This is a genomic window from Methylobacterium sp. JK268 (assembly GCF_054052225.1).
The window spans coordinates 37,669-61,465 of record NZ_JBSVZN010000034.1; the positions used below are offsets into that span (position 1 = coordinate 37,669).

Annotated in this window: 22 protein-coding genes; 7 read left to right on the top strand and 15 right to left on the bottom strand. The window is 71.8% G+C overall.

Annotated features, from left to right (window positions below):
• Window position 1: 1 nt before the first annotated feature.
• The 7 genes from ACW9J6_RS27545 to ACW9J6_RS27575 all read right to left on the bottom strand — a co-directional run bounded on the left by ACW9J6_RS27545 (window position 2) and on the right by ACW9J6_RS27575 (window position 7,013).
• A complete protein-coding gene (locus ACW9J6_RS27545) occupies window positions 2-1,243 on the bottom strand; it encodes a cysteine desulfurase (RefSeq protein WP_457119537.1) in 1,242 nt (413 codons plus the stop codon).
• Window positions 1,244-1,510: 267 nt separating this feature from the next.
• Window positions 1,511-2,830 (bottom strand): Fe-S cluster assembly protein SufD, encoded by a 1,320-nt coding sequence (sufD, locus tag ACW9J6_RS27550; protein ID WP_457119538.1) that lies wholly within the window; start codon window positions 2,828-2,830, stop codon window positions 1,511-1,513.
• Between the two features lie 2 nt (window positions 2,831-2,832).
• Window positions 2,833-3,585 (bottom strand): Fe-S cluster assembly ATPase SufC, encoded by a 753-nt coding sequence (gene sufC / locus ACW9J6_RS27555; protein WP_457119539.1) that lies wholly within the window; start codon window positions 3,583-3,585, stop codon window positions 2,833-2,835.
• A gap of 3 nt (window positions 3,586-3,588) precedes the next feature.
• Window positions 3,589-3,885 (bottom strand): hypothetical protein, encoded by a 297-nt coding sequence (locus tag ACW9J6_RS27560; protein WP_457119540.1) that lies wholly within the window; start codon window positions 3,883-3,885, stop codon window positions 3,589-3,591.
• Window positions 3,885-4,295, bottom strand: coding sequence for a hypothetical protein (locus ACW9J6_RS27565; protein WP_457119541.1), 411 nt, complete (start codon window positions 4,293-4,295; stop codon window positions 3,885-3,887). The genes ACW9J6_RS27560 and ACW9J6_RS27565 overlap by 1 nt, the downstream gene beginning before the upstream one ends.
• A gap of 4 nt (window positions 4,296-4,299) precedes the next feature.
• A complete protein-coding gene (gene sufB, locus ACW9J6_RS27570) occupies window positions 4,300-5,769 on the bottom strand; it encodes a Fe-S cluster assembly protein SufB (protein WP_457119542.1) in 1,470 nt (489 codons plus the stop codon).
• A gap of 68 nt (window positions 5,770-5,837) precedes the next feature.
• Window positions 5,838-7,013: a cysteine desulfurase family protein gene (locus ACW9J6_RS27575; protein WP_457119543.1), complete on the bottom strand. Its 1,176-nt coding sequence runs from the start codon at window positions 7,011-7,013 to the stop codon at window positions 5,838-5,840.
• A gap of 258 nt (window positions 7,014-7,271) precedes the next feature.
• Between ACW9J6_RS27575 and ACW9J6_RS27580 the strand changes: the two genes are divergently transcribed.
• The 4 genes from ACW9J6_RS27580 (at window position 7,272) to ACW9J6_RS27595 (ending at window position 13,107) form a co-directional block, all read left to right on the top strand.
• The gene (locus ACW9J6_RS27580; RefSeq protein ID WP_457119544.1) at window positions 7,272-7,931 is read left to right on the top strand and encodes an alpha/beta hydrolase; all 660 of its coding nucleotides are present in this window, start codon (window positions 7,272-7,274) and stop codon (window positions 7,929-7,931) included.
• Between the two features lie 168 nt (window positions 7,932-8,099).
• Window positions 8,100-9,059: an endonuclease domain-containing protein gene (locus ACW9J6_RS27585; protein ID WP_457119545.1), complete on the top strand. Its 960-nt coding sequence runs from the start codon at window positions 8,100-8,102 to the stop codon at window positions 9,057-9,059.
• A complete protein-coding gene (locus ACW9J6_RS27590; protein WP_457119546.1) occupies window positions 9,056-9,913 on the top strand; it encodes a hypothetical protein in 858 nt (285 codons plus the stop codon). The genes ACW9J6_RS27585 and ACW9J6_RS27590 overlap by 4 nt, the downstream gene beginning before the upstream one ends.
• A complete protein-coding gene (locus tag ACW9J6_RS27595; protein ID WP_457119547.1) occupies window positions 9,910-13,107 on the top strand; it encodes a helicase HerA domain-containing protein in 3,198 nt (1,065 codons plus the stop codon). The genes ACW9J6_RS27590 and ACW9J6_RS27595 overlap by 4 nt, the downstream gene beginning before the upstream one ends.
• 266 nt (window positions 13,108-13,373) lie before the next feature.
• Here the strand turns inward: ACW9J6_RS27595 and ACW9J6_RS27600 are convergent, their stop codons facing one another.
• The 4 genes from ACW9J6_RS27600 to mnmA form a co-directional block, all read right to left on the bottom strand.
• Window positions 13,374-14,810: a sensor histidine kinase gene (locus tag ACW9J6_RS27600; RefSeq protein ID WP_457119548.1), complete on the bottom strand. Its 1,437-nt coding sequence runs from the start codon at window positions 14,808-14,810 to the stop codon at window positions 13,374-13,376.
• A gap of 123 nt (window positions 14,811-14,933) precedes the next feature.
• Window positions 14,934-15,767, bottom strand: coding sequence for a TVP38/TMEM64 family protein (locus tag ACW9J6_RS27605; RefSeq protein WP_457119549.1), 834 nt, complete (start codon window positions 15,765-15,767; stop codon window positions 14,934-14,936).
• Between the two features lie 5 nt (window positions 15,768-15,772).
• Complete coding sequence (locus ACW9J6_RS27610) at window positions 15,773-16,426, bottom strand: class I SAM-dependent methyltransferase (RefSeq protein ID WP_457119550.1); 654 nt, start codon at window positions 16,424-16,426, stop codon at window positions 15,773-15,775.
• Window positions 16,427-16,468: 42 nt separating this feature from the next.
• Window positions 16,469-17,617: a tRNA 2-thiouridine(34) synthase MnmA gene (gene mnmA / locus ACW9J6_RS27615; protein WP_457119600.1), complete on the bottom strand. Its 1,149-nt coding sequence runs from the start codon at window positions 17,615-17,617 to the stop codon at window positions 16,469-16,471.
• 333 nt (window positions 17,618-17,950) lie between these two features.
• Here mnmA and ACW9J6_RS27620 point away from each other — a divergent pair, with 333 nt between their 5' ends.
• The 3 genes from ACW9J6_RS27620 (at window position 17,951) to sciP (ending at window position 20,244) form a co-directional block, all read left to right on the top strand.
• Entirely contained in the window at window positions 17,951-19,147 is a 1,197-nt protein-coding gene (locus ACW9J6_RS27620) for a flagellar hook-length control protein FliK (protein ID WP_457119551.1), read from the top strand.
• Between the two features lie 18 nt (window positions 19,148-19,165).
• Window positions 19,166-19,849: a flagellar hook assembly protein FlgD gene (locus ACW9J6_RS27625; protein ID WP_457119552.1), complete on the top strand. Its 684-nt coding sequence runs from the start codon at window positions 19,166-19,168 to the stop codon at window positions 19,847-19,849.
• A gap of 119 nt (window positions 19,850-19,968) precedes the next feature.
• Complete coding sequence (gene sciP, locus ACW9J6_RS27630; RefSeq protein ID WP_238241235.1) at window positions 19,969-20,244, top strand: CtrA inhibitor SciP; 276 nt, start codon at window positions 19,969-19,971, stop codon at window positions 20,242-20,244.
• 55 nt (window positions 20,245-20,299) lie between these two features.
• Here sciP and flbD read toward each other — a convergent pair whose 3' ends face one another.
• The 4 genes from flbD to fliG are packed head-to-tail and all read right to left on the bottom strand — an operon-like array spanning window position 20,300 to window position 23,780.
• Window positions 20,300-21,664 carry a sigma-54-dependent transcriptional regulator FlbD gene (flbD, locus tag ACW9J6_RS27635; RefSeq protein WP_457119553.1) on the bottom strand — a complete coding sequence of 455 codons (1,365 nt, stop codon included), beginning with the start codon at window positions 21,662-21,664 and terminating at the stop codon, window positions 20,300-20,302.
• 44 nt (window positions 21,665-21,708) lie between these two features.
• On the bottom strand, window positions 21,709-22,059 hold the full coding sequence (gene fliN / locus ACW9J6_RS27640; RefSeq protein ID WP_457119554.1) for a flagellar motor switch protein FliN: 351 nt from the start codon (window positions 22,057-22,059) through the stop codon (window positions 21,709-21,711).
• Between the two features lie 18 nt (window positions 22,060-22,077).
• The gene (locus tag ACW9J6_RS27645; RefSeq protein WP_457119555.1) at window positions 22,078-22,728 is read right to left on the bottom strand and encodes a FliH/SctL family protein; all 651 of its coding nucleotides are present in this window, start codon (window positions 22,726-22,728) and stop codon (window positions 22,078-22,080) included.
• Window positions 22,728-23,780, bottom strand: coding sequence for a flagellar motor switch protein FliG (fliG, locus tag ACW9J6_RS27650; RefSeq protein WP_457119556.1), 1,053 nt, complete (start codon window positions 23,778-23,780; stop codon window positions 22,728-22,730). The genes ACW9J6_RS27645 and fliG overlap by 1 nt, the downstream gene beginning before the upstream one ends.
• Between the last annotated feature and the right edge of the window lie 17 nt (window positions 23,781-23,797).

Below are 23,797 nucleotides of genomic sequence, written 5' to 3' on the forward strand. Positions count from 1 at the left end.
CCTACGCGAACATCATCTCGGCCTTGGCGAGCGCCGCCACCAGCGCGTCGACCTCGTCGGGGGTATTATACAGTCCGAACGAGGCGCGACAGGTCGAGGTGGTGCCGAAGCGGTTGAGGAGCGGCATGGCACAATGCGTGCCGGCCCGCACCGCCACACCCATGCGGTCGATCACCGTGGCGACGTCGTGGGCATGCGCGCCCTTCATCTCGAAGGAGATCACCGCGCCCTTGCTCTTCGCCCGGCCGATGATCCGCAGGGAATTCATCTCGGACAGGCGCTGATGCGCGTAGGCCGACAGGGCCGCCTCGTGCGCCGCGATGTTCTCGCGGCCGAGCCTCATCATGAATTCGAGGGCGGCGCCGAGGCCGACCGCCTCGATGATCGCCGGCGTGCCGGCCTCGAAGCGGTGCGGGGGCTCGTTGTAGGTGATCGCGTCCTCGGTGACGGTCTGGATCATCTCGCCGCCGCCCTGGTAGGGGGGCAGGCGCTCCAGCCATTCCTTCTTGCCGTAGAGCACGCCGATGCCGGTCGGCCCGTAGACCTTGTGTCCGGTGAAGACGAAGAAGTCGCAGTCGAGGTCCTGGACGTCGATGGTCTGGTGCACGGCGCTCTGGGCGCCGTCGAGGAGCACCGGCACGCCGTGGGCGTGGGCGATGCGCACGATGTCACGCGCCGGCGTGATCGTGCCGAGCACGTTCGACATGTGGCTGATCGCCACCATCTTGGTTCGGGGTGTGAACAGCTTCTCGTAGTCCTCGACGAGGAAGTTGCCCTCGTCGTCCACGGGCGCCCACTTGATCACCGCGCCGCGGCGCTCCCGCAGGAAGTGCCAGGGCACGATGTTGGAATGGTGCTCCATGATCGAGAGGATGATCTCGTCCCCCTCCCCGATCAGGCCCGCCCAGCCCATCGACGTGGCGACGAGGTTGTAGGCCTCGGTGGCGTTGCGGGTGAAGATGATCTCGTCCGTCGATCGGGCGTTGAGGAACACGCGCGTGGTCTCGCGGGCGCCCTCGTAGCCCTCGGTGGCGGCGTTCGCCATGAAGTGCAGGCCGCGATGGACGTTGGCGTAGGCCGTTTCCATCGTGTTGGTCATCGCGTCGATCACCGCGCGGGGCTTCTGCGCCGAGGCGGCGTTGTCGAGATAGACGAGCGGCTTGCCGTAGACGGTCTGCGCCAGGATCGGGAACTCGGCCCGGATCGCGGCGACGTCGTAGGGCGGGAGGACGGGTGCGTTCATCGCGTCACGCTCTCTGCGATCTGATACCCGGCGCCTCGCGGCAGCCGGCCTTCTCGCCGGTGACGATGAGAGCGCGGGATCCCCTCTCCCGTGCGGGAGAGGGGTAGGGGTGAGGGTCCCGGACCTTGCCACAAGCATCCGCAATGGTCGGTGCTGGTAGCGGGACGGTTCAGTTTTCTTGCTGAACCACCTGGGCCCTCACCCCTGCCCCTCTCCCGCACGGGAGAGGGGTTCCCCGCGCCCCATCATGACGCGGCATCGATCGGCTCACCGCCGCGCGGCGAGCCATTGTTCGACCACGCGGATCGCCGCCTCGCGGGCGCCCTCGTGGGTGATCGCCTCCAGGGCCTCGCCCAGGAAGGCCTGGACCATCAGCCCCTCCGCCTCGACCCGCGGCAGGCCGCGCGCCATGAGGTAGAAGAGCAGGTCGTCGTCGAGCGCCCCGCAGGTGGCGCCGTGGCCGCAGGCCACGTCGTCCGCGAAGATCTCCAGTTCCGGCTTGTTCATCATCTGCCCCTCGTCCGAGAGGAGGAGGCAGTCGGACTTCATCTTGCCGTCGGTCTTCTGGGCGATCTGCTCGACGATGATCTTGCCCTGGAACACGCCGGTGGCGTCGCCGCCGATCACGGTCTTGAACTGCTCGCGGCTGGTTCCGCCGGGGGCGGCGTGGTCGGCGAGCAGCGTCGAGTCGCCGAGTTGCCCGTTGCCGAGCATCGTCGCCCCGTTGACCTGGGCGGTGGCGTCCTCGCCCGCGAAGAGCAGGTAGATCTGGTGGCGCGAGAAGACCGCGCCCGCCGCCACGTTGACGGTCTCGAGGTGGGACTTCGCCCCGAGCTTCACCGAGATCGTCGACAGCGCGACCGCCTCACGGCCCTCGCGGTTGAGGCGGGTGTGGCGCAGGGTGGCGCCGTCCCCGATCACCGCGTCGAGGGCATCGTTGGGCTGGTACGAGACGCCGTCCGGCCCCTCGTGGCTCTCGAAGACCGTGAACTCGGCCCCCTCCTCCAGCACCACAAGGAGGCGGGTGGCGGTGGAGAACGCCTCGGAGCCGGTGCCGACGAAGCGCAGGTGCAGGGGCCTGTCGACCTTGACGCCGGCAGCGACCCGGATCAGCGCGCCATCCGCCATGAAGGCGGTGTTGAGCTGGTAGATCGGATTCTCGCGGGCCTGGGCGACGGGCGTGAAGCGCTCGGTCAAGGCATGGCCCCGGGTCAGCGCCTCCGCGAGCGTCACGAGTTCGACGCCGTCCGGCATCGCGCCGAGATCCGAGAGGGCCGGCACGAGGTGGCCGTTGACGAAGGTGAGCCGCGCCGCCTCGACGGTGGCGAAACCCTCCGCCTTCATTACGGCGTTGCGGGCCGCCTCCGGCGTCGGCGCCTCGGCGGGCGGGGCCGCCTCGCGCAGAGCCGCCCGCAGGTCGGAGTACTTGAAGGCCTCGACGCGGCGGTGGGGCAGACCCGCCGCCTCGAAAAAGCGGAACGCCTCCTCGCGGGCGATGGCGGAGCCCGGCAGCTTCATGCGCCGGACCTCGAACAGCTTCGACAGGCCGGTCTCGGCCGCCGTGCGCAGGGTGGTGATCTCGGCCATGGTCACGCGGCCTCGGCGCTGCGGTACTCGGCGTAGCCGCTCGCCTCGAGTTCGAGGGCGAGCTCCTTGCCGCCCGACTTCACCACCCGGCCCTGCGACATGACGTGCACGGTGTCGGGCACGATGTGGTTGAGGAGCCGCTGGTAGTGGGTGATGACGAGGAAGCTGCGCTTGGGGTCGCGCAGGGCGTTGACGCCCTCCGACACGATGCGCAGGGCGTCGATGTCGAGGCCCGAATCGGTCTCGTCGAGGACGCAGAAGCGCGGCTCCAGCAGCGCCATCTGCAGGATCTCCATGCGCTTCTTCTCGCCGCCGGAGAAGCCGACGTTGAGGGCGCGCTTGAGCATGTCGCGGTTGATCTCGAGCTTGTCGGCGGCGCCGAAGACGCGGCGCATGAAGTCCGGCGTCGACAGTTCCTCCTCGCCGCGGGCCTTGCGCTGGGCGTTCAGGGCCGCCTTCAGGAAGGTCATGGTGGCGACGCCCGGGATCTCCAGCGGGTACTGGAAGGCCAGGAACACGCCGGCCGCCGCGCGCTCGTCGGGCGCCAGTTCCAGGATGTTCTCGCCGTCGAGCAGCACCTCGCCCTCCAGCACCTCGTAGTCGCCCTTGCCGGCGATCACGTAGGAGAGGGTCGACTTGCCCGAGCCGTTCGGGCCCATGATGGCGGCGACCTCGCCGTCCTTCACGGTCAGGTCGAGGCCGTTGAGGATGCGCTTGTCCTCGATCTGCACGACCAGGTTCTTGATTTCGAGCATGGTTCAGTGTCCGAAAAATTTCGAGAAGTTGGTCAAGAGGGCGGCCAAGCCGCCCGCGACGCTGAGCACGCCAATCAGGATGCTCGCGACGATCTTCGTCACCCGGTTGATCAGGGCCTCTTCGAAAGCCTTCAGCTCGGCGCGCAGCTGCGCGAACTCGTGCCGAAGCTCCTCCCGCGATGCGACATCCGCCAGGATCAGGTCCCGCGCGACTTCGGCATGAGCCTCGGCGTGGACCTGATCGATCCCGGCGTCGCGCAGGCGGCGGGTCACGATCAGCGTGTCGAGAATGAGCGGCATCAGATCACGCCGAGCGCTCTGAAGCGGTCGACATTATTCTGCACGGCTTCGATCGACCGGCCGAGCCACTGCCCGGCCAGTTCCTGCAGATCCTCATCCGCCGGCAGATCCTGGAACGACGGCGTGAGCTTCAGGTGCTCGATGACCGGACTGAAGATCCGGTTCTCGGTGCCATTGGTCGTGCCGAACGTGATGGCCAGCAGCTCCAGGCCACCGCGTCTGAAGCTGATGGTCTGACCCTGCTGCCGCACCGTCACGCCGAAGCCCTCCAAGCGGGACGCGTGACGCTGCATCTCGCCGAAGAAGGCATTCGCACGATCCTCGGCCTTGCGGAAGCGGCGCTGCCGCTCCGTATCGAAGTCCGCGTGCTGATGCGTCGCGCTCTCGAGCGCATCCCAGAATCCGACCATGGCGTTACCCCACGGAGCCTTCGAGGCTGATCGAGATCAGCTTCTGCGCCTCGACGGCGAACTCCATCGGCAATTGCTGCAGCACGTCGCGGACGAAGCCGTTCACGATCAGCGCCCGCGCCTCCTCCTCGCCTAGGCCGCGCTGCTGGCAGTAGAACAGCTGCTCCTCGGAGATCTTGGAGGTGGTCGCTTCGTGCTCGAACACCGCGCTGGCGTTCTTCGACTCGATGTACGGCACCGTGTGCGCGCCGCACTGGTCGCCGATCAGCAGCGAGTCGCAGTTCGTGAAGTTGCGCGCGTTGGTGGCCTTCTTGTGCGCCGAGACGAGGCCGCGATAGGTGTTCTGCGAGCGGCCGGCCGAGATGCCCTTCGAGATGATCCGGCTCGTGGTGTTCTTGCCGAGATGGATCATCTTGGTGCCGGAATCGACCTGCTGCATGCCGTTCGACACCGCGATCGAGTAGAACTCGCCCTGGGAGCCGTCACCGCGCAGGATGCAGGACGGGTACTTCCAGGTGATGGCCGAGCCGGTCTCGACCTGCGTCCACGAGATCTTCGAGTTGGCGCCGCGGCAATCGCCGCGCTTGGTCACGAAGTTGTAGATGCCGCCGCGGCCCTGCGCGTCGCCCGGGTACCAGTTCTGGACCGTCGAGTACTTGATCTCCGCGTCGTCGAGGGCGACCAGCTCGACCACCGCCGCGTGGAGCTGGTTGTCGTCCCGGCGGGGGGCGGTGCAGCCCTCCAGGTACGACACGTAGGCGCCCTTGTCGGCGATGATCAGCGTGCGCTCGAACTGGCCCGTATCGCGCTCGTTGATGCGGAAGTAGGTCGACAGCTCCATCGGGCACCGGACGCCCGGCGGGATGTAGACGAACGAGCCGTCCGAGAACACGGCCGAGTTCAGCGTCGCGAAGTAGTTGTCGGTCACCGGGACCACCGAGCCCAGGTACTTGCGCACCAGGTCGGGGTACTCGCGAATCGCCTCCGAGATCGGCATGAACACGACGCCGGCCTTAGCGAGCTCGGCCTTGAAGGTCGTCGCCACAGAGACGGAATCGAACACCGCGTCGACGGCGACGCGGCGCTCCGGCGCGATGCCCTCCAGGGCCTCGACCTCGCGCAGCGGGATGCCGAGCTTCTCGTAGGTCTTCAGGATCTCAGGATCGATCTCATCGAGCGACTGCGCCGTCTTCCGCTTCGGGGCGGCGTAGTAGTAGATGTCGTTGTAATTGATCTTGTCGTAGGAGACCCGCGCCCATTCCGGCTCCTTCATCGTCAGCCAGCGGCGATAGGCGTCGAGGCGCCATTCCAGCATCCATTCCGGCTCTTCCTTCTTGGCCGAGATGAAGCGGATCACGTCCTCGGAGAGGCCCTTCTCGGACTTCTCCATCTCGATCGTGGTCTCGAACCCGTACTTGTACTGATCGACGTCGATGGCGCGAACGCGATCGACCGTCTCCTGCACTGCAGGCATACCCGTCTCCTACCGCTGACGGCTTCAAGGGCCGCGAGGTGATGACACGGCCGGTGCGGGGCGCGCGCTCACGCGGCCCTCTCCCGACGCTTATATAGGGTGGCGATGAGCCGATCGAAGACCGACAGGAACCGGACGACGTCCGATTCCCGGCTCGACCACCCGAAACTCGCACGCAACGCGCCCGCCGCCAGGGCGGAGGGCACGCCCATCGCGGCGAGAACCGTGGAGCGCCCGACCTTGCCGGAGGCGCAGGCCGACCCCGACGAGACCGCGACTCCGTCGAGGTCGAAGGCGATGAGCGCGGTCGCCGCCTCCAGCCCCGGCACCGCGAAGCAGGTGGTGTTCGGCAGCCGCGGCGCCCCCGCCCCGAAAAAAACCGTCTCCGGCGCCCGGACCCGGAGTCCCGCCTCGAGGGAATCCCGCAGGCCGGCGAGCCGACCCGCCTCCTCGGCGAGGACGCGCCCGGCGATCTCCGCCGCGACGCCCGCCCCGACGATGCCGGGCAGGTTCTCGGTGCCGCCGCGCAGCCGCGCCTCCTGCCCGCCGCCCCGCACCAGCGCCGGATCGAGCGCGACATCCCCGGCGAGGACCAGGGCGCCCACGCCCTTCGGCCCGGCGAACTTGTGCGCGGACAGGGTCAGCGCGTCGAGTCCGGAGCCGGCAAAATCCAGGGGAAGGCGCCCCGCCGCCTGCACGGCGTCGCAGTGGACGAGCGCCGCCCCGTGCCGGCGCGCCAGGGCAACCACCTCCGGGAGCGGCTGGATCACGCCGGTCTCGTTGTTGGCGGCCTGGAGCGAGATCAGGACGCCCCCGCCCGCCAGAGCCGCGAGGCGCGCCTCCAGATGCCCGAGGTCGACGATCCCGTCGGCATCGACCGGCAGCACCTCGGTGGTGTCGGCCGAGAAGCGGTGGCCCGCGAGGATGCACGGATGCTCCGTCGCCCCGACGAGGAGCCGCGACGGCGCCGGGGTGCCGCGGCGGGCGAGCGCGCCCGACAGGACGGCGTTCGCCGCCTCGGTGCCGCCGCTCGCGAACACGACGCGCGCCGGCGCCGCGCCGACGAGCCCGGCCACACGTGCGCGCGCCGTCTCCAGGGCGGCGCGGGCCGCCCTGCCCTCGGCGTGGACCGAGGACGGGTTGCCGGGCAGGTCGAGGAGCGCGCGCGCGACCGCCTCCGCCACCTCGGGCCGCACGGGCGCGGTGGCGTTGTGGTCGAGATAGACGCGGTCCGCTGCCTGCACGTGCCGATTTCCTTTGCACTGCCCCGGGGTTGCCGTGCTAAGGCGCCGGCGAAACACGCGTTCCGCACGCCGCCCGGCGGCTGTCGAGCGGCCCGCGAATGGGCCGGCCACTCTTGTTTAGAACTGTTCTAACTACCTAGAATTGTTCTAAGAGTGCTTGTAGGGGAGCGAAACCCCGAGTCAAGGCTCCGCCTGACGTGCCGCATTCGCGCCGCCCGCATGCCTCGCCCGGTGCGCGGCCCTTCGAGAGGTTGTGCCATGCCCGAGGTCATCTTCGCCGGTCCCGCCGGCCGCCTGGAGGGCCGCTACCAGGCGCCCAAGCAGCGGGGCGCGCCCATCGCCATCATCCTGCACCCGCATCCCCAGTTCGGGGGCACGATGAACAATCAGATCGTGTACAACCTTTTCTACACGTTCGCCAATCGCGGCTTCGCGACCCTGCGCTTCAATTTCCGCGGGGTCGGGCGCAGCCAGGGCTCCTTCGACCACGGGGCCGGCGAACTCTCGGACGCGGCCGCGGCCCTCGACTGGGTGCAGGCGGTGAACCCGGAGGCGCGGGCCTGCTGGATCGCGGGCGTCTCCTTCGGCTCCTGGATCGGCATGCAGCTGCTGATGCGCCGGCCCGAGGTCGAGGGCTTCATCTCGATTGCCGCCATGGCCAACCGCTTCGACTTCAGCTTCCTCGCCCCCTGCCCGTCCTCGGGCCTGTTCGTGCACGGTTCCGAGGACCGGGTTGCCCCGGCCCGCGAGGTCATGCCTGTGATCGAGAAGGTGAAGACCCAGAAGGGCGTCATCATCGAGCACCAGGTGGTCGAGGGCGCCAACCACTTCTTCGACGGCAAGGTCGAGGAACTGAGCCAGGTGGTGGAGACCTATCTGGACAAGCGCCTCGGCAAGCGGGACGAGGCGGCGGCCTGAGACGGTTGAGGATGCACGGCATCCCCAACTTAGGGTTTTATCGGCCGCTTGCCGAATAACTCTCGGTTCGCTACGCACGGAGCGACGCGGCAACGACGCGGCGCGGCGGGGGCGGGCAATGCGCGGAGGGATCGGCGACATCGTCGCGGCGCCTCGGCGGCGGGCGTGATGGCGGCGGACCCGCGCGCGTTGCGGCCGGACGGGATCGCACCGCGGGTCGCGGCCCTCGCTCCCGGGCAGCGCCTCGTCCTCACCGGGATCGGCGGCAAGGGTCTCCGGGAGATCCTGGCCGCGTCTCCCGGGCTCGAACGCAGCGTCCTCTTCCTCGCGCCCCGGCCCGCCCCGAACGCGGATTCCGTCCTGGACCGGATCCTCGACGACCTCGCGTCGCTCGCGCTCACCCTGTGGCCGCACTGGCCGGCCAACGAGGCGCCGCCGGTCTCTGGTCCCTGGCGCAAGGCGGCGGCGAAATGCGCGGCCGCCGGGACGGTGCCCCGCTTCCGGCGCTGCGCCCGCGCCTTCGAACTCACCCAGCTCCTGCGCGTGGTCGACCCCGCCGGCGTCATCCTGGCCGCCGAGATCGACCCCGTGGCGCCGGGACGGGCCGCGCCGGTGATCGCGGCCCTGGAGGGCGGCCTCGCCCACGGCGCGGCCTGCCTCCTGGCCTGTCCGGCCGTTCCCCCGGACCTCCCGCCCTACGACCGCATCCTCTACGGGGCCGAGCCGGTGGCGCCCGCCGCCGAGCCGGTGGAGGCGCGCTTCCTCGCGCCCTCGCGCGCCCACTGGGCCAGTGCCACCGAGCGGCGGCTGGAGGAGGCGCTGCGGCGGGATCCCGAGATCGGCCCCCTGTTCTCGGGCAACGAGACCGTCGACCTCCCGGGCTACGGCGCGCCGCGCGTGGATCTGCTGTGGCGCGCGGGGCGAATCGTGGTGGAACTCGACGGTACGGAACACCGCGGCGCGGCGCGCTTCGCGGAGGACCGCCACCGCGACTACGAGCTGCTGGTCGCCGGCTACCTCGTGCTGCGCCTCACCAACCGCCAGGTCGAGACCGACCTGCAGCGGGCCATCGAGAAGATCCGCGCCGTCGTGCGGTTCCGGCGGTCGCAAGGAGGCTTGAGCGGATGAGCGAGACCCTGACGCCCCAGCGGGCGCTGATCCTGTGGTGCCTGCTCGGCCGGCAGGGCTGGGCCCTGCAGGGAGACGTGAGGCCCGCGGTGAAGAAGCTCGACCGGGAGGCGCTGGTCGCGAAGGGCCTGCTCTCTGCGGAGAAGCACGGGCGCTCCCTGCTGCTGAGCGTGACCGACAAGGGCTGGCACTGGGCGGGCGAGCACCTGCGCGACCCGCTGCCGGAGAGCCATGGCGTGCTGCGGGACTGGCTGGACCTGCTCCATCGCCACCTGGAGACAACGGGCGGGACGCTCGCGGATTTCGTCGGGCTGGCGCCCGAGCCGCCGCCCCCGCCCCTGCCGGAGAAGCAGGCGGCGATCCTCAAGGCCCTCCTCGCCCGGCACGGCTCGGCCCTGCCGCGGGAGATCGGCGTCGCCGTCGCCAAGGCCGACCGGGACGCCCTGGAACGGCGGGGACTGGTCACGGCGGAGAAGGCGGGCCGCTCCGTCCGGCTCACCGTCACCGAGGACGGCCGGCGCTGGGCGAGCGAGCAGCTCGGGTTGTCCCTTCCGGACAGGTCGGAGGCCGCGAGGCCGCCCGACCTCGGCGCCGTGCGCGCGCGCATCCTGGCCGCCTACCTCGCGCTGACCGACGGGCGCCGGTCCGAATCCGTGCGCCTGAGCCGGCTGCGGGCGGAACTCCGCGACCTCGACCGGGCGACGGTGGATGCCGCGCTCGCGGAGATGCTGCGCGAGGACGACAAGGCCCGGTTCCTCCAGTTCACCGATCCGCGCTCCGTCGATGCCGCCGAGCGCGCCGCCGCCTTCAGCCCGGCGGGCGAGCCCTTCCATATCCTGTGGATCGAACCATGACGGATGCCCTCGACGCCCTGCGCCGGGTCGATTTCGACTGGGTGCGCACCCTCGACAGCGTCTGGACCGACACCGGAGAGGAGCCCGGCCCCAACAGCCACCTCGCGGCCGAGATCGCCCGGGACCTCGTCGCCCGCGCCCGCACCTCGGACGACAGGCTGGCGGGCCGCGTCCTCGTCGGGCAGTCGGGGATCGGCAAGACGCATCTCGTCGGCGAGATGCGGCGGGAGATCTGGCGCGCCGGGGGCTGGTTCGTGCTCCTCGACGTGCTCGGGCTCGCCGATTTCTGGCGCAGCACGGCGCTGAGCTACCTCACGGCCCTGCTGCACGAGATGCCGGACGGGCGTCGCCAGTTCGAGGCGGTGCTCGCCGGGATCGCCCGCCGCTTCAACGTCGAGACACAGGTCGAGCAGGCCTTCAACACTCCGGAGATCGACGCGCGCCGGATCGTCGATCTCCTGGTGAAGGCACTGATGAAGATCGACATGCCGCGGGCGCTCCAGCACCAGGACGTGTTCCGCGCCCTCTGCCTCCTGCGCGCCAACGATCTCAGCGCCGTGGGCCTCGCCCATGCCTGGCTCCAGGGCCACGAGGCGGACGAGTCGGCGCGACGCGACCTCGGCTTCCTCAGCCCGCCGCCCCCGCCCGCGGACCTCGTGCGCGGCATCTCCTGGGTGATGAGCCTCGCCGGGCCGACCCTCGTCGCGGTGGATCAGATCGACGGTATCGTCAGCCCGGCGACTCTCAGCCTGACCGACGATTTCGAGCCCGGTCCCGACCTCGCCACGCTGCTCGCGTCAGGCCTGCTCGAACTGCACGACATCCGCCACCGCGGGCAGACGGTTGTCACCTGCCTCGTCGATTCCTGGGATCGCATCCAGGAGAAGGGGCTGGCAGCGGCCCGGCAGCGTTTCGGAGCCCCCGTCGCGCTGCAGGTCATGAAGGACCGAACGGCCGCCGCCGCGCTCGTCAGACGGCGGCTGGCACCCGCCTACGCGGAGGCCGGCTACGCGCCGCCCTTTCCGTCCTGGCCGTTTAGTGAGGCGGCGATCACCGCCGCGGCCGAGGCGGGCATTTTGCCGCGAACGCTTCTGATGCGCTGCGACGCCCACCGTCGCCGGTGCCTCGAACAGGGGGAGGTCAGCGTCTGCGACAGCCTGACCACCGAGTTCCAATCTCAGACGAACGGGTTGTCCATCCCTTCCTTCGACCTCGAAGGCGCACGCCGGAAGGTCACGATCACCGGCCTCCTCGACGGCGACGAGGGCGGCCTCGGCCCGTTCCTGCGCGACGCCTTCGACCTCTACGCCCTGCAGGCCGAACCGAGCGAGCAGGTCGAGGTCATCAACAAGGGCGATCCCGACCAGAGGATGCCGCCCCTGCACGGCCGACTGACCTTCATCTTCCACGAGGAGAACGACCGCGAGCGGCACGTCTGCTACCGGGCGCTCACGCACCAGAACGCCATCGCGTTCCAGGCGCGGCTGCGGGCGGCGCTCACGGCCTCGGGCATCTCCACCCGCATCCCCGACCGCGACCTCGTGCTGGTGCGGCGCGGCCCCATCCCGAGCGGCGCCAAGACGAAGACGCTGTTCGACACTTTCACCAAGGCGGGCGGACGCCTGATCGATCCCAGCGACGACGACCTGCGCACGCTGGCGGCCCTGATGGCTTTGCGGGTGCAGGCCCGGGCCGAGAGCCGGCTCGCAGCCTTCGAGGCCTGGCTGCGCCAGGAGCGGATCCTCGACGGGCTCGCCTTCTTCCAGAGGATCGGGCTCGCGGAGCCGGCCGTCGCGGAGGAACCCGCGAAGGCCGAGACGCTGGAGCGAACGCCGGCCGTGATGCCTCCGGTCTCGCCGCCCGACGCGGTGACCGCGCCCCGGCAGGGATCGCTCTTCCCCGCCCGGGAGATGCGTCGCGAAGCGCCCGTCGCCCCGCCGCCCCAGCCTACATCGCCGCCGACCCCGCCCGCCGACGCGATTCCGGTCGGGCACCGCATGACGCCCGAAGCCGAGCCGGTGACGGTCGCGACCCGCCTCCTGCCCCGGCACACGGCCATCATCGCCGGATCGGGCTCGGGCAAGACCGTGCTCCTGCGCCGGATCGTCGAGGAGGCGGCGCTGGCCGGCATCCCGGCGATCGTGATCGACCCCAACAACGACCTGTCGCGGCTCGGCGATCCCTGGCCGGAGCGGCCCGCCGCCTTCACCCCGGAGGATGCCGAGAAGGCGCGCCGCTACGGCCAGCGGGTCGAGGTGGCGGTGTGGACGCCGGGTCTGCGGGCCGGCAACCCGCTGTACCTGCCGGTCATGCCCGATTTCTCGGGGCTGGGCGGAGACCCGGACGAGCGCGAGCAGGCGGTCGAGATGGCGGCCGAGACGCTCGGACCGCTCGCGGGCGCACGGAAGGATCTGCAGCGCGGGGTGCTCGCGGCGGCCCTGCACCTCTTCGCGTCGAAGGGCGGCGGCGATCTCACCGCCTTCACGGCGCTCCTCTCCGACCTGCCCGACGGGGTGAGCCGGATCAGCGACGCGGGCCGGCTCGCCGCCGCCATGGCGGACCACCTGCACGCGGCGGTCGCCACGAACCCGCTGCTGCGCGCGGAGGGCCCGGTGGTCGACCCCGCCCTGCTGTTCTTCGGGACCGACGCGGCGCGCACCCGGATCTCGGTCATCAACCTCTCGGGCCTCGCCTCCGACGCGGCCCGCGAGGATTTCGTCAACCGGCTGCAGATGACCCTGTTCGGCTGGATCAAGCGCAACCCCTCGCCGCGGGGCCTGCTCTACGTGGTGGACGAGGCGCAGAGCTTCCTGCCCGCCGGGCGCCAGGCGCTCAGCCTGTCGAGCGGCATCAAGCTCGCCGCGCAGGGGCGCAAATACGGGCTCGGCCTGATCGTCGCGACGCAGGCGCCGCGGGGGATCCACAACCAGATCGTGTCGAACTGCACCACGCAGTTCCTCGGCCGGCAGGCGAGCCCGGCGACGATCGCGGCGGCGCAGGACATCCTCGCGGCCAAGGGCGGCGGGGTCGGCGACATCGGCAAGCTCGGCGCGGGCGAGTTCTACTTCTCGACCGAAGGGTCGGGCCGGCCGGCGAAGCTGCGCACGCCGCTCTGCCTGAGCCACCACCCGGCCAACCCGCCCACGCCCGAGGAGGTGGTGGCCCGCGCCCGCCAGGCGGCGGCGCGCTCCTGAGCGAGGCGAAGAGGGCCGCGCCGGAACGTTAGCGATCTGGCGCCCCCCTTTTCGGGACGACTGCAGCGAGAGCGGAAGGAGATCCGGAAACCAGATGATGAATCGCCGTGAAGCGGCTCCGAATGCCGGCACCGCGGCGGTCAAGCAGACGCTTCGCGCCTTCTTGTGCTGGTTTCCGGATCTCCTTCCGCCGTCGCTGCAGTCGTCCGGAAAAGGGGTGGTGGGCGTCGAGCGATGGCTTGAACGATGCCATCGCGCCCCCGTCGTCACCCCCGGTCCGGCAGGGTGATCCGGAAGCGCGCCCCGACCGGCGTCGGGTCGAGGCAGAGCGTGCCGCCGTGGAGGCGCATGAGTTCCGCCGCGATGGCGAGGCCGAGCCCGGTGCCGCCCGGCCGCGCCGATCCCTGGAAGGGCGAGAACAGGGCCGCCCGGGCGCGCTCCGGCAAGCCCGGGCCGTTGTCGGCGATCAGGAGCGTCACCACGGCGCCCTCGCGGTGACCCTCCAGCGTCACGCAGGGCGGCGCCCCGCCCACGGTGCCGGCCAGCGCCAGCGCCTGCACGGCGTTGCGCACGAGGTTGATCACCACCCGCGAGAGCTGGTCGGGATCCGCGTCGACCATCAGCCCCTCGGGCGTGCGGTCCTCGACCCGGATCGCCGCCCCGGGCGCCAACCCGGCGAGATCGAGGGCGTCGGCCAGGATCGGCCGCAGGGGCGTGAGCCGCCGCTCCGGCACCCGCTCGCCGGCCCGGCCATAGGCCAGCGTCGCCTCGCAGTAGCGGATCGCCCGGTCCAGGGTCGCCACCAGCCGGGGCGCCACCCGCTGCACGCCCGGATCCGCCGCGGCCTCCAGCCGGTCCCCGAGGAGCTGCGCGGTGGTCAGCAGGTTGCGCAACTCATGATTGATCTTGCTGACCGATAGGCCGAGATCGGCGAGGCGGCGCTTCTGGCGCAGTTCCCCCGCCAGGACGGATTCCATCCGCGCCAGCGCGGTCTCGGCGAGGCCGATCTCGTCGCGGCGCCAGGAGGGCGCGATCAGCCGGGAGGCATCCTCCGGATCGTCGGCGAAGGCCGCGATGTTGCGGGTGAGCCGCAGGACCGGGCGCACGATCGAGACCTGCAGGGCGAGGAAGACGAGGAGCCCGGTGATCCCCGAGATCGCCATCGAGGCGATGAGGATGCGGCCGGAGAAGTCGATCAGCGCCGCGCGCAGGGGCACCGGGTCGATCAGGATCTCGACGAAATCGACCCCGTCCATCCCGTGGCCGACGACGCGGATCGGTCCCTCGCTCGGGTGCAGCAGCGTCTGCCAGGCGCCCGCGATCATGTCGCCCCAGTCGCTGTCGCGCAGGTCGACGGTCTCGCTCACCTCGGAGGGCACCTCCGTCACGGTGATGAGGCGCCGCGCGCCCCCCGCCCGCAGCGCGATGGCCCGCGCGCCCACCCCCATCAGGAGGCGGCGCGCGAGATCGTCCGAGACCTTGGCCTGGGGGGCGGCGTCGAGGACGAGGGCCGCCACCTGCGCGGCCGCGACCCGGTCCGAGAGCCAGGTGCGCCGGTAATTCGCGACGCTCGGAACGTAGATGAGCACCTCGGCGATCAGCACGAACAGGATCGTGAGCAGCAGAAGCCGGCCGGAGAGGCCGAACCGGCTGGCTTCGGCGCCGAGGGCGCCGCGTTCCCGCAAGGCATCGGCGAGACGCACGAGCCGCGATCCTCCCCGGAAAGCCTCGTCTCGGCCGAGGCTGAGCTGCGGTTACGCCCGGGGCGGGCGGTTCACAAGCAGCCGCGACAGTCTAGACCGACTCGACGCCGGTGGATCGGGGTCTCAATCGTCGCAGGGGGCGGGCGCGCCGGCACCCGCCCGTCCGGCGCGCAGGCGCCGCACCAGGATCGGCAGCAGGGCGAGCCCCCCGAGGGCGAGGAGCGTGGCGACGAAGCCCGGCGTCACCACCGAGCGCAGCGAGAGGGCGCGGTCGCAATCCGTGCCCGCGGCGGCGAGGCAGGCCGTGCGGGCATCCTGGTGGGCCGCCACCACGGCGTCGATGCGCGCGCCCGTCGCCGCGTAGATGAAGCCCCCGGGCGAGATGCCGAGCAGCGTCGCCAGGGCGAAGATCCGCAGCCGGACCCCGAACACCGCCGGCCCAAGATTGGTCATCCAGAAGGGGAAGAGCGGCAGAAGCCGCAGGAACAGGATGTACGAGAAGGCGTCGCGGCGGAAGCCGGCGGCGAAGCGCCCGAGGCGCGCGCCCGCGTGCCGCAGCACGAGTTCGCCCGCCGCCGTGCGTCCGATCAGGAAGACCAGCACGGCCCCGGTGGTCGAGGACGAGATCGCCAGCAGCGCGCCGGGCACCGTGCCGAACAGGAACCCGCACAGCATGGTCATGAAGACCGAGACCGGCACCGAGACCACGACGGTGCCGATGTAGAGGAGCGACGTGAGCGCCATCGCGCGCAGGCGGTGCTCCTCGACCAGCGCCACCGCCCAGGTGCGGGAGGCGAGCAGCCGGTCGAGGCTGAACCACTGCGTGGCCCCGCCCACGATCAGCCCGACCGAGAGGAGCGCGAGGGCGACGAGGGGCAGCACGCGCAGCCACCTCCGCCAGGGCGGCCGGGCCACGGCCTCGGGCCCGGCCTCGGGCGCCGGCTCCTGCGGGCGCATGCGGGTCAGGCCGCCTTGCGCAGGCGCAGGATCTTGAAGAAGCCCCCCGGGAAGGTCGGCCGCAGCCCGACGACCGTCACGCCCCGCCGCCCGGCCCAGGCCTCGATGCGCGAGGCCTTGAAGTCGGAACTCCAGCCGATCTTCGAGCAGAGCGGCGCCACGATCTCCTCGACCCGGGCCACCGCCCCGTCCGCCTGCCCGAAATGGTTGGCGAGCACGATCTCGCCGCCCGGCCGCAGCACGCGCAGGAATTCGTCGAGGGCGCCCTCGGGATCCGGCACCAGGGTGATCAGGAACTGCGCCACCACCGCGTCGAAGCTCGCATCCGCGTAGCCGAGGCGGCAGACATCCATCACCTGCAGGCCCTTGACGTGGGAGAGCCCCCGGCGCCGGACCTTGCGGGAGGCGCGCTTGAGCATGTCCTCCGACAGATCGACCCCGTAGAGCTCGCAATCGGCCGGGTAGTAGCCGAGGGACAGGCCCGTGCCGACGCCCGCCTCCAGGATGCGCCGGCCGCTCGTCAGCGCCGCCCGCACGGCGTCGCGGGCGGCGGGCTCGGTCAGCTTGTCGTAGACCACGTCGTAGACCGGCGCCCAGCGCGCATAGGCCTTGCGCATCAAGGCGGTGGTCGGGCCCGCCTCCCGCGGCTCGCTCAGCATCGTTCCTCGTCTCTCCCCTTGGGTGCCGCGGATCGCCGCGCGTCAGGCAGCCTCGCGCTGCGCGGCCTCGACCCGCCGGATGGTGCCGCCCCCGAGCACCCGCGCCCGCGGCCCCTCGTCCGCGTAGATGGCGCAGGCCTGGCCGGGCGAGACGCCGTCCTCCGGCGCCGCTAGGACGACCTCCGCGCAGGCGGCGGCGGCGTTCCAGCGCAGCAGGGCCGCGCGCGGCTCCCGGGTCGAGCGCACGCGCACCGCCACCGGCAGGCCGTCGAGGCCGGGCAGCGGCGCGTCCCCGAGCCAGTTGACCTCCGCGAGCCGGATCACCGCGGTGGCGAGGGCCTCGCGCGGGCCGACCACCACGCGGGCATTCTCGGGATCGAGGCGCACGACGTAGAGGGGCTCGCCGGTCGCGAGCTTGAGGCCGCGGCGCTGGCCCACCGTGAAGCCGATGATGCCCTCGTGCCGGCCGAGCCGGCGGCCATCGAGATGGACGATCTCGCCGGGGCGCACCGCGTCCGGCCGCAGCCGGGCGATCACGTCCTGGTAGCGCCCCTGGGGCACGAAGCAGATGTCCTGGCTGTCGGGCTTGTCGGCCACCGGCAGGCCGAATGCGCGCGCGAGGCGCCTCGTCTCGTCCTTGGGCCGTTCCCCGAGGGGGAAGCGCAGGACGTCGAGCTGCTCGGGCGTCGTCGCGTACAGGAAGTAGCTCTGGTCGCGCGCCGGATCGAGGGCGCGGTAGAGGCCCCGCCCGCCGCCCGGCAGCGCGCGGCTCGCCACGTAGTGGCCGGTCGCGAGCGCGTCGGCGCCGAGGTCGAGGGCGGTGGCCAGGAGATCGCGGAACTTGATCGAGCGGTTGCACTCGACGCAGGGGATCGGCGTCTCGCCGTGGATGTAGCTCTCCGCGAACCGGTCGATGACGGCCTCGCGGAACCGGTCCTCGTAGTCGAGGACGTAGTGGGGGATCCCGAGCACCTCGGCGGCGCGGCGCGCATCGTGGATGTCCTGGCCCGCGCAGCAGGCCCCGCGGCGGTGGGTGGCCGCCCCGTGATCGTAGAGCTGGAGCGTGACGCCGACGACGTCGTAGCCCTCGCGCTTGAGCAGCCCGGCGACGACCGAGGAATCGACCCCGCCCGACATCGCCACCACGACGCGGGTGTCCTGCGGGGCCTTGGGGAGATCGAGCGAGTTCATCGTCCTGCGGGTCGGGCGCTGGCTGGGTCGGGCGCTGGCGGCGGCGCGGCCGCCGGGTCCCGGCATCGGCATCGCGCTCTTCCTATAGTGATGCGCGGCGGGTTCTGCCAGGGCGGGACCGGGCCACCGCCCGGCAAGATCTGCCCGCCGGCCGGCAGGAACCGCCGGGAGGCGGCGCGGCGCGAGCCCCATCGGTCGAAATTCTTTGTTTCAAAGCAGCAACTTACCCGTTCGTCGGGGATGGCCTCGGCCTTGCGACGGGTGTCGCGGACGAGGTGAGCCTGCATGTCGGTGACGCGAACGAGCGATGCGGTTTCGACGACGCGGGAGCCCGTGCGCCGTGCGCCGCAACGCGCTCCGGCCGAGGATCGCGCCTCGTTCCAGATCGATCGCCAGGGCGCCAGCCAAGTCTCCAGCCAAGTCTCCAGCCAAGTCTCGAACCAAGGCTCCAACCAAGTCTCCGCTCGGAACGCGCGCGAGGGCACGGCCGACGCCGCGGCGGCGCAGGCGTCCCGTCGGGATGAGGCCGCCTCGGCGCGCGAGGCGTCGCGCCGCGCGCAGGAGCAGGATCGGACGCAGGAGCGGGCGCAGGACCGTGCCCGGGAGGCGGACCGGCGGACGGAGTCCGACCGCGCGCAGGACGCGGGCCAGCCGCGGGACCCGGCCGGGGACGGCGCTGCGCCCGGTGCCGGAAAGGCCGCCTCGGATCGGGAGGCGGACGGGAAGCCCAAGGGCCCCGGCCGCAAGGACGAGGCCGCGGATCCGAAGAGCGATCCCGGCACGGCCACCCTGCAGCCCCCCTCCGACCCGACGGTCCCGGTCACCCAGGCCGCCCCGACCCCCGCGGCGCAGGCCGGGGCGAGCGCGGTCCAGGACGCCGAGATCGTCACCGCCGCGGCCGGACAGAAGGCGGCCTCGTCCCTCCTCGACGGGCTGGCGGCCGGGGCGGACGAGGGAGCCGAGGCGGCCGTTTCCGACGCGGGCGCCGCCCCGGCTTTCGCGGCGGCCCTGGCGGCGGCCCCGGCGGAGGCCCCCACGGGGCCGGACGCGGCGGGCGCGACGACGGCCCCGGCGCCCACACCCGATCCGACGCCCCCTCCCCCGACGCCGCTCGGCGCCGTTCCGATGACGATCGGCCTGCGCTCGCTCGCCGGGACGAACCGCTTCGAGATCCGCCTCGACCCGGCCGAGCTCGGGCGGGTCGACGTGCGCCTCGACGTGGACCGCGAGCACGGCGCGGTGAAGGCCCATCTCACGGTCGAACGGCCCGAGACCCTGGCGCTGCTCCAGCGCGACGCGGACAGCCTGCAGCAGGCGCTGGCGCAGGCCGGCTTCTCGGGCACGGAGACCGCGCTCAGCTTCTCGCTTCAGGACGGGTCCGGCGGCCAGGGCCAGCCCCAGCGCGACGGTGCCGCCGCCCAGGCCGGGCGGGACGGGCCCGGCGCCCCGCAGCCTCCCCCCGATCCCGACCCGATCCCGCTCGCGCGCCTCTCCGGCGGCGGGCGGCTCGGCCTCGACATCCGCATCTAGCCCTCGCCCGAGACAGCCATGACCACCGGCATCAGCAGCGCGCTCTCCAGCCTCACGGGCACCGGCACCACCGCCTCGGCGACGAGCGACGCCTCGACCATCGCGGGCAACTTCACCCAGTTCCTGACGCTGCTCACCACGCAGCTGCAGAACCAGAACCCCCTCGATCCCCTCGACACGAACCAGTTCACCCAGCAGCTCGTGCAATTCGCCTCGGTCGAGCAGCAGCTCAAGACCAACGACCGTCTCGACTCGATCCTGGCGGCCGACAAGGCCTCGACGGCCGCCTCGGCCTCGGGCCTGGTGGGCAAGACCGTGACGGCGGACGGGACCACCGCCACCCTGTCGGGGGGCAGCGCGACCTGGACGCTCAACGCCGCCCGGGCGGCCACCAAGGCCGTGATCACGATCACCGATTCCAAGGGCAACGTCGTCGCCACCCAGACCAAGGCGCTGACCAGCGGCAGCCAGAGCTTCACCTGGGACGGGCGCGGCTCGACCGGGCTCACCGTCCCGAACGGCACCTACACGCTCAAGGTCCAGGCCACCGACGCCACCGGCCAGACTGTCAGCATCGACACCAAGGTGACCGGGACCATCGCGAGCGTGGACCTCACCGGGTCCGAGCCCGTCCTCAGCATCGGCGGACAGAGCGTCCCGCTGAGTCACGTCCAGGCGATCGGGGCCGCGGCAGGCTCGTGATCCACAGCCCGGAGGGATGCCGGGCGAACGAATCACATCCTAACGAGTCGATTCAAGCAATCTTAAACGCGGCTGGCTAGCCTGAATCGCGACAGGTCAGTCGAGTGTAAGAGCGTATCATGACCGAGCCACACCGCCCGAGGGTGAAGTACGTCATCGGGCCCGACGGAAGTCCGCTGACCATCGCGGACCTGCCACCGAGCAACACCCGCCGCTGGGTGATCCGGCGGAAGGCCGAGGTGGTGGCCGCGGTCCGCGGCGGGCTCCTCAGCCTGGAGGAGGCCTGTCAGCGCTACACGCTGACGACCGAGGAATTCCTGAGCTGGCAGTACTCGATCGAGCAGCACGGCCTCGCCGGCCTGCGCACGACGCGCATCCAGCACTACCGGCAGTGAGCCGGGCGCGGCGCGCCCCGGAGCGTTCGTCCGGGCGCGCCACCCCGTCCACGCCTCAGCCATAGGCGGCGATGGCCCGGGCCTGGCCGGGCTCCGGCACGGCGATGCCGGCCTGCATGTACTCGTTGAGCTTGTTGCGCAGCGTCCGGATCGAGATCCCGAGGATGCGGGCCGCGTGGGTCCGGTTGCCCAGGCAATGGTCCAGGGTGTCGAGGATCAGGTCCTTCTCCACCTCCGCCACGGTGCGCCCGACGAGGCTGCGCGTGACCGCCTCGGCGGTCTGGACCGCCCGGGTGGCGGCGCCGGCCCCGCCGTCGAGGGCCTCCCCCTCCGGCGAGCGGATCGCCTCCGGGCCGATCTCGGCGCCCTGCGCCAGCAGCACCGCCCGGTGGAGCGTGTTCTCCAGTTCCCGCACGTTGCCCCGCCAGGGATTGGCCAGGATCAGGCGACGCGCCTCCGCGGAGAGCGGGCGGGCGGGCAATCCGTTCGCCTCCGCGTATTTGCGGGCGAAGTGCTGGGCGAGTTCCAGGATGTCGGCGGGGCGCTCGCGCAGGGCCGGCAGGCGCAGGTGCACCACGTTGAGGCGGTAGAGCAGGTCCTCGCGGAAGGTGCCCTTGCGGACCTCCTCGGCGAGGTTGCGGTTCGAGGTGGCGAGGACCCGCAGGTCGACGCGCACCGGCTGCGCCCCCCCGACCCGGTCGATCACCCGCTCCTGCAGCGCCCGCAGGAGCTTGGCCTGCAGCCGCACGTCCATCTCGGAGATCTCGTCGAGGAGGAGCGTGCCGCCGGACGCCTCCTCGAACTTGCCGATGCGCCGCGCCACCGCGCCGGTGAAGGCACCCTTCTCGTGGCCGAACAGCTCGGATTCGAGCAGCGCGTCGGGGATCGCCGCGCAGTTGACGCTCACGAAGGGCTTGGCCGACCGGGTGGACTTGGCGTGGACGTGGCGGGCGAGCACCTCCTTGCCGGTGCCGCTCTCGCCGCTGATCAGCACCGAGGCGTCGGAGCGCGCCACCTGCTCGGCGAGCTTGACCACCCGCTCCATGGCGGGGTCGCGCCAGACGAAGGCGCGGGCATCCGTCGCCACCGCCTCCAGCACGGCGGCGATCAGCTCCGGGTCCGGCGGCAGCGGGATGTACTCCTTCGCCCCCGCCCGGATCGCCGCCACGGCGGCCTTGGCGTCCGAGCCGGTGCCGCAGGCGACGACCGGCGTGCGGATCCGCTCCTCCGCGAGGGCGTCGACGAAGGCGCGGATCGCCAGGCCGACATCGATCATCACGAGGTCCGCGCCCTTGGCGCGCAGCACCGTGAGGCCCTGCTCGATCCCGTCCGCCTGCGTGACGGCGGCGCCGCGGCTCATGGCGATCTTCGAGGCGGTGACGAGTTCGCCGTTCAGGCGGCCGATGATGAGAAGGCGCATCGCGGGCTCTCCGCTTGATCTCGGGGGACGGGTGGGGCCGGGACTCAGCCGTCGCCCTTGACGATCTCGGTCATGGTGACGCCGAGGCGCTCCTCGACCAGGACGACCTCGCCGCGGGCGACGAGGCGGTTGTTCACGAAGATGTCGATCGCCTCGCCGACCTTGCGGTCGAGTTCGAGCACGGTGCCGGGGCCGAGCCGCAGCAGGTCGCCGATCGGCATCCGCGAGGCGCCGAGCACCGCCGAGACCAGGACCGGCACGTCGAAGACCTGCTCCAGGTCGGAGGCGCTGCGGGGCGTGGGCGGACCGTCGCGCAGAGAGGCGTCGCCGTTCTGGTCGAAGGCGAGGTCCGCTTCGCTGAGCTGGGGCAGGCCGAGGTCGTCGTCGGGAATCATCGGGGTCCTTCCGGGCGATCAGGCGGGGTCGAGGGCGGCGCGCAGGGCGGCCTCGATGGCGGCGCGATCGCGCACGACGCCCCCGTCGGCCCATTCCATGCGGGCGTCGCCCGGCGGCAGGTCGGGATCGCCGAGCACGATCAGCCGCCCCTCGTAGCCGCGCTCGCGGGCGAGGGGCTTGAGGGCGGCCTCGGTCTCCTCGACGAGGGCGTCGTTCACCCGAACGGCGAGGTGGGGCACGCCGCGCAGGTGCTGGAGCACCGCGCGGGCGGTCTCCAGGATCGCCGCGACCGGGTGCGCATCGAGGGCGTCGCCCGCGAGCTTGCGGCCGAGCGCCAGGGCGAAGTCGAGGGCCTGGGCCTCGCGCGCGGCGTCGCGGGCATCGGCCGCGGCGAGCTGGCCCGCGGCGGCGGCGGCGAGGCGGTTCATCGCGTCGGCGAGGCGGGCGCGGACCTGGGCCTCGGCCTGGGCGAGGCCCTCCTGCAGGCCGGCCGCCCGGGCGGCGTGGAGCTTGAGGTCGAGCTCCGCCTCCGCGCGGGCCCGCGCCTGCGCCTCGTCGCGGGCGCGCGCCTCGGCGGCCGCGCGGTCGGCCTCCTCGCGGGCCCGCGCCTGGCTGCCGCCGGGCACCCGGAAGTCGTTGTCGAACAGGAAGCGGCGGGGGGCGCTCATCAGTAGACCAGCTCCTCCTCGGCGCTGTTCTTGGCGATCATGATCTCGCCCTTCTCGGCCAGTTCCTTCGCCATCTCGGTGATCTTGGCCTGGGCCTCGTCGACCTCCTTGAGGCGGATCGGGCCGAGCGAGGTCATCTCGTCCTGGAGGTTCTTGGCGGCGCGGGTCGACATGTTGCTGAAGAAGAAGGCGCGCACCGGCTCGGAGGCGCCCTTGAGCGCGCGGCCGAGCACGTCGCGGTCGATGCCGCGCATGAGCGTCTGCACGCTGCCGGCGTCGAGCTTGAGCAGGTCCTCGAAGGTGAACATGAGCTGGCGGATCTTCTTCGCCGCGCCCCGGTTGGCCTGGTCGAGCGCGGTGAGGAAGCGGGCCTCGGTCTGGCGGTCGAAGGCGTTGAACACGTCCGCCATCAGCTCGTGGGCGTCGCGGCGGGTGGTCTGGGCGATGGTCGAGACGAACTCGCTGCGCAGCGTCTCCTCGATGTGGCGCAGGGCCTCCTTCTGCACCGTCTCCATGCGCAGCATGCGGTTGAGGACGTCGATGGCGAAGTCCTCGGGCAGGATGGTGAGCACCCGGGCGGCGTAGTCCGAGCGCACCCGCGACAGGATCACCGCCACGGTCTGCGGGTACTCGTTGCGCAGGAAGGAGGCCAGGATCTCCGGGTCGATCTGGGTCAGGCTGCTCCAGACCCGGCGGGCCGAGGCGCCCTTCACCTCGGCCATGATCACCGAGACCTGCTCGGGCGGGAAGATCTTGAGGAGCAGGGCCTCGGTGCGCTCGTAGTTCGAGCTGACGCCGCCGCTCGCCGAGAGCTTGGAGACGAATTCCACGATCAGCTGCTCGACGGTCTCGACCTCGAGCGAGCCGAGCTGGACCATGGCGTGCGAGACCTTCTTGACCTCGTCCTCCTCCAGGAGCCGCCAGATCGGCGCGCCCGCCTCCTCGCCGAGCAGCAGCAGCAGGGCGGCCGCGCGCTGCGGGCCGGCCAGTTCCGCGAGCTGCGGCGCCGCCGCCAGGGCGTCGGAGAGGAGGGGCTTGGGGGAGGCGGCCATGGGGTCGTCCGGGATCC

Excerpts from the sequence above, each read along its gene's own strand:
- ACW9J6_RS27545 (WP_457119537.1), bottom strand. The coding sequence starts at position 1,243 with ATGAACGCACCCGTCCTCCCGCCCTACGACGTCGCCGCGATCCGGGCC.
- sufD (WP_457119538.1), bottom strand. The coding sequence starts at position 2,830 with ATGGCCGAGATCACCACCCTGCGCACGGCGGCCGAGACCGGCCTGTCG.
- sufC (WP_457119539.1), bottom strand. The coding sequence starts at position 3,585 with ATGCTCGAAATCAAGAACCTGGTCGTGCAGATCGAGGACAAGCGCATC.
- ACW9J6_RS27560 (WP_457119540.1), bottom strand. The coding sequence starts at position 3,885 with ATGCCGCTCATTCTCGACACGCTGATCGTGACCCGCCGCCTGCGCGAC.
- ACW9J6_RS27565 (WP_457119541.1), bottom strand. The coding sequence starts at position 4,295 with ATGGTCGGATTCTGGGATGCGCTCGAGAGCGCGACGCATCAGCACGCG.
- sufB (WP_457119542.1), bottom strand. The coding sequence starts at position 5,769 with ATGCCTGCAGTGCAGGAGACGGTCGATCGCGTTCGCGCCATCGACGTC.
- ACW9J6_RS27580 (WP_457119544.1), top strand. The coding sequence starts at position 7,272 with ATGCCCGAGGTCATCTTCGCCGGTCCCGCCGGCCGCCTGGAGGGCCGC.
- ACW9J6_RS27585 (WP_457119545.1), top strand. The coding sequence starts at position 8,100 with ATGGCGGCGGACCCGCGCGCGTTGCGGCCGGACGGGATCGCACCGCGG.
- ACW9J6_RS27590 (WP_457119546.1), top strand. The coding sequence starts at position 9,056 with ATGAGCGAGACCCTGACGCCCCAGCGGGCGCTGATCCTGTGGTGCCTG.
- ACW9J6_RS27595 (WP_457119547.1), top strand. The coding sequence starts at position 9,910 with ATGACGGATGCCCTCGACGCCCTGCGCCGGGTCGATTTCGACTGGGTG.
- ACW9J6_RS27605 (WP_457119549.1), bottom strand. The coding sequence starts at position 15,767 with ATGCGCCCGCAGGAGCCGGCGCCCGAGGCCGGGCCCGAGGCCGTGGCC.
- ACW9J6_RS27610 (WP_457119550.1), bottom strand. The coding sequence starts at position 16,426 with ATGCTGAGCGAGCCGCGGGAGGCGGGCCCGACCACCGCCTTGATGCGC.
- mnmA (WP_457119600.1), bottom strand. The coding sequence starts at position 17,617 with ATGAACTCGCTCGATCTCCCCAAGGCCCCGCAGGACACCCGCGTCGTG.
- ACW9J6_RS27625 (WP_457119552.1), top strand. The coding sequence starts at position 19,166 with ATGACCACCGGCATCAGCAGCGCGCTCTCCAGCCTCACGGGCACCGGC.
- sciP (WP_238241235.1), top strand. The coding sequence starts at position 19,969 with ATGACCGAGCCACACCGCCCGAGGGTGAAGTACGTCATCGGGCCCGAC.
- flbD (WP_457119553.1), bottom strand. The coding sequence starts at position 21,664 with ATGCGCCTTCTCATCATCGGCCGCCTGAACGGCGAACTCGTCACCGCC.
- fliN (WP_457119554.1), bottom strand. The coding sequence starts at position 22,059 with ATGATTCCCGACGACGACCTCGGCCTGCCCCAGCTCAGCGAAGCGGAC.
- ACW9J6_RS27645 (WP_457119555.1), bottom strand. The coding sequence starts at position 22,728 with ATGAGCGCCCCCCGCCGCTTCCTGTTCGACAACGACTTCCGGGTGCCC.
- fliG (WP_457119556.1), bottom strand. The coding sequence starts at position 23,780 with ATGGCCGCCTCCCCCAAGCCCCTCCTCTCCGACGCCCTGGCGGCGGCG.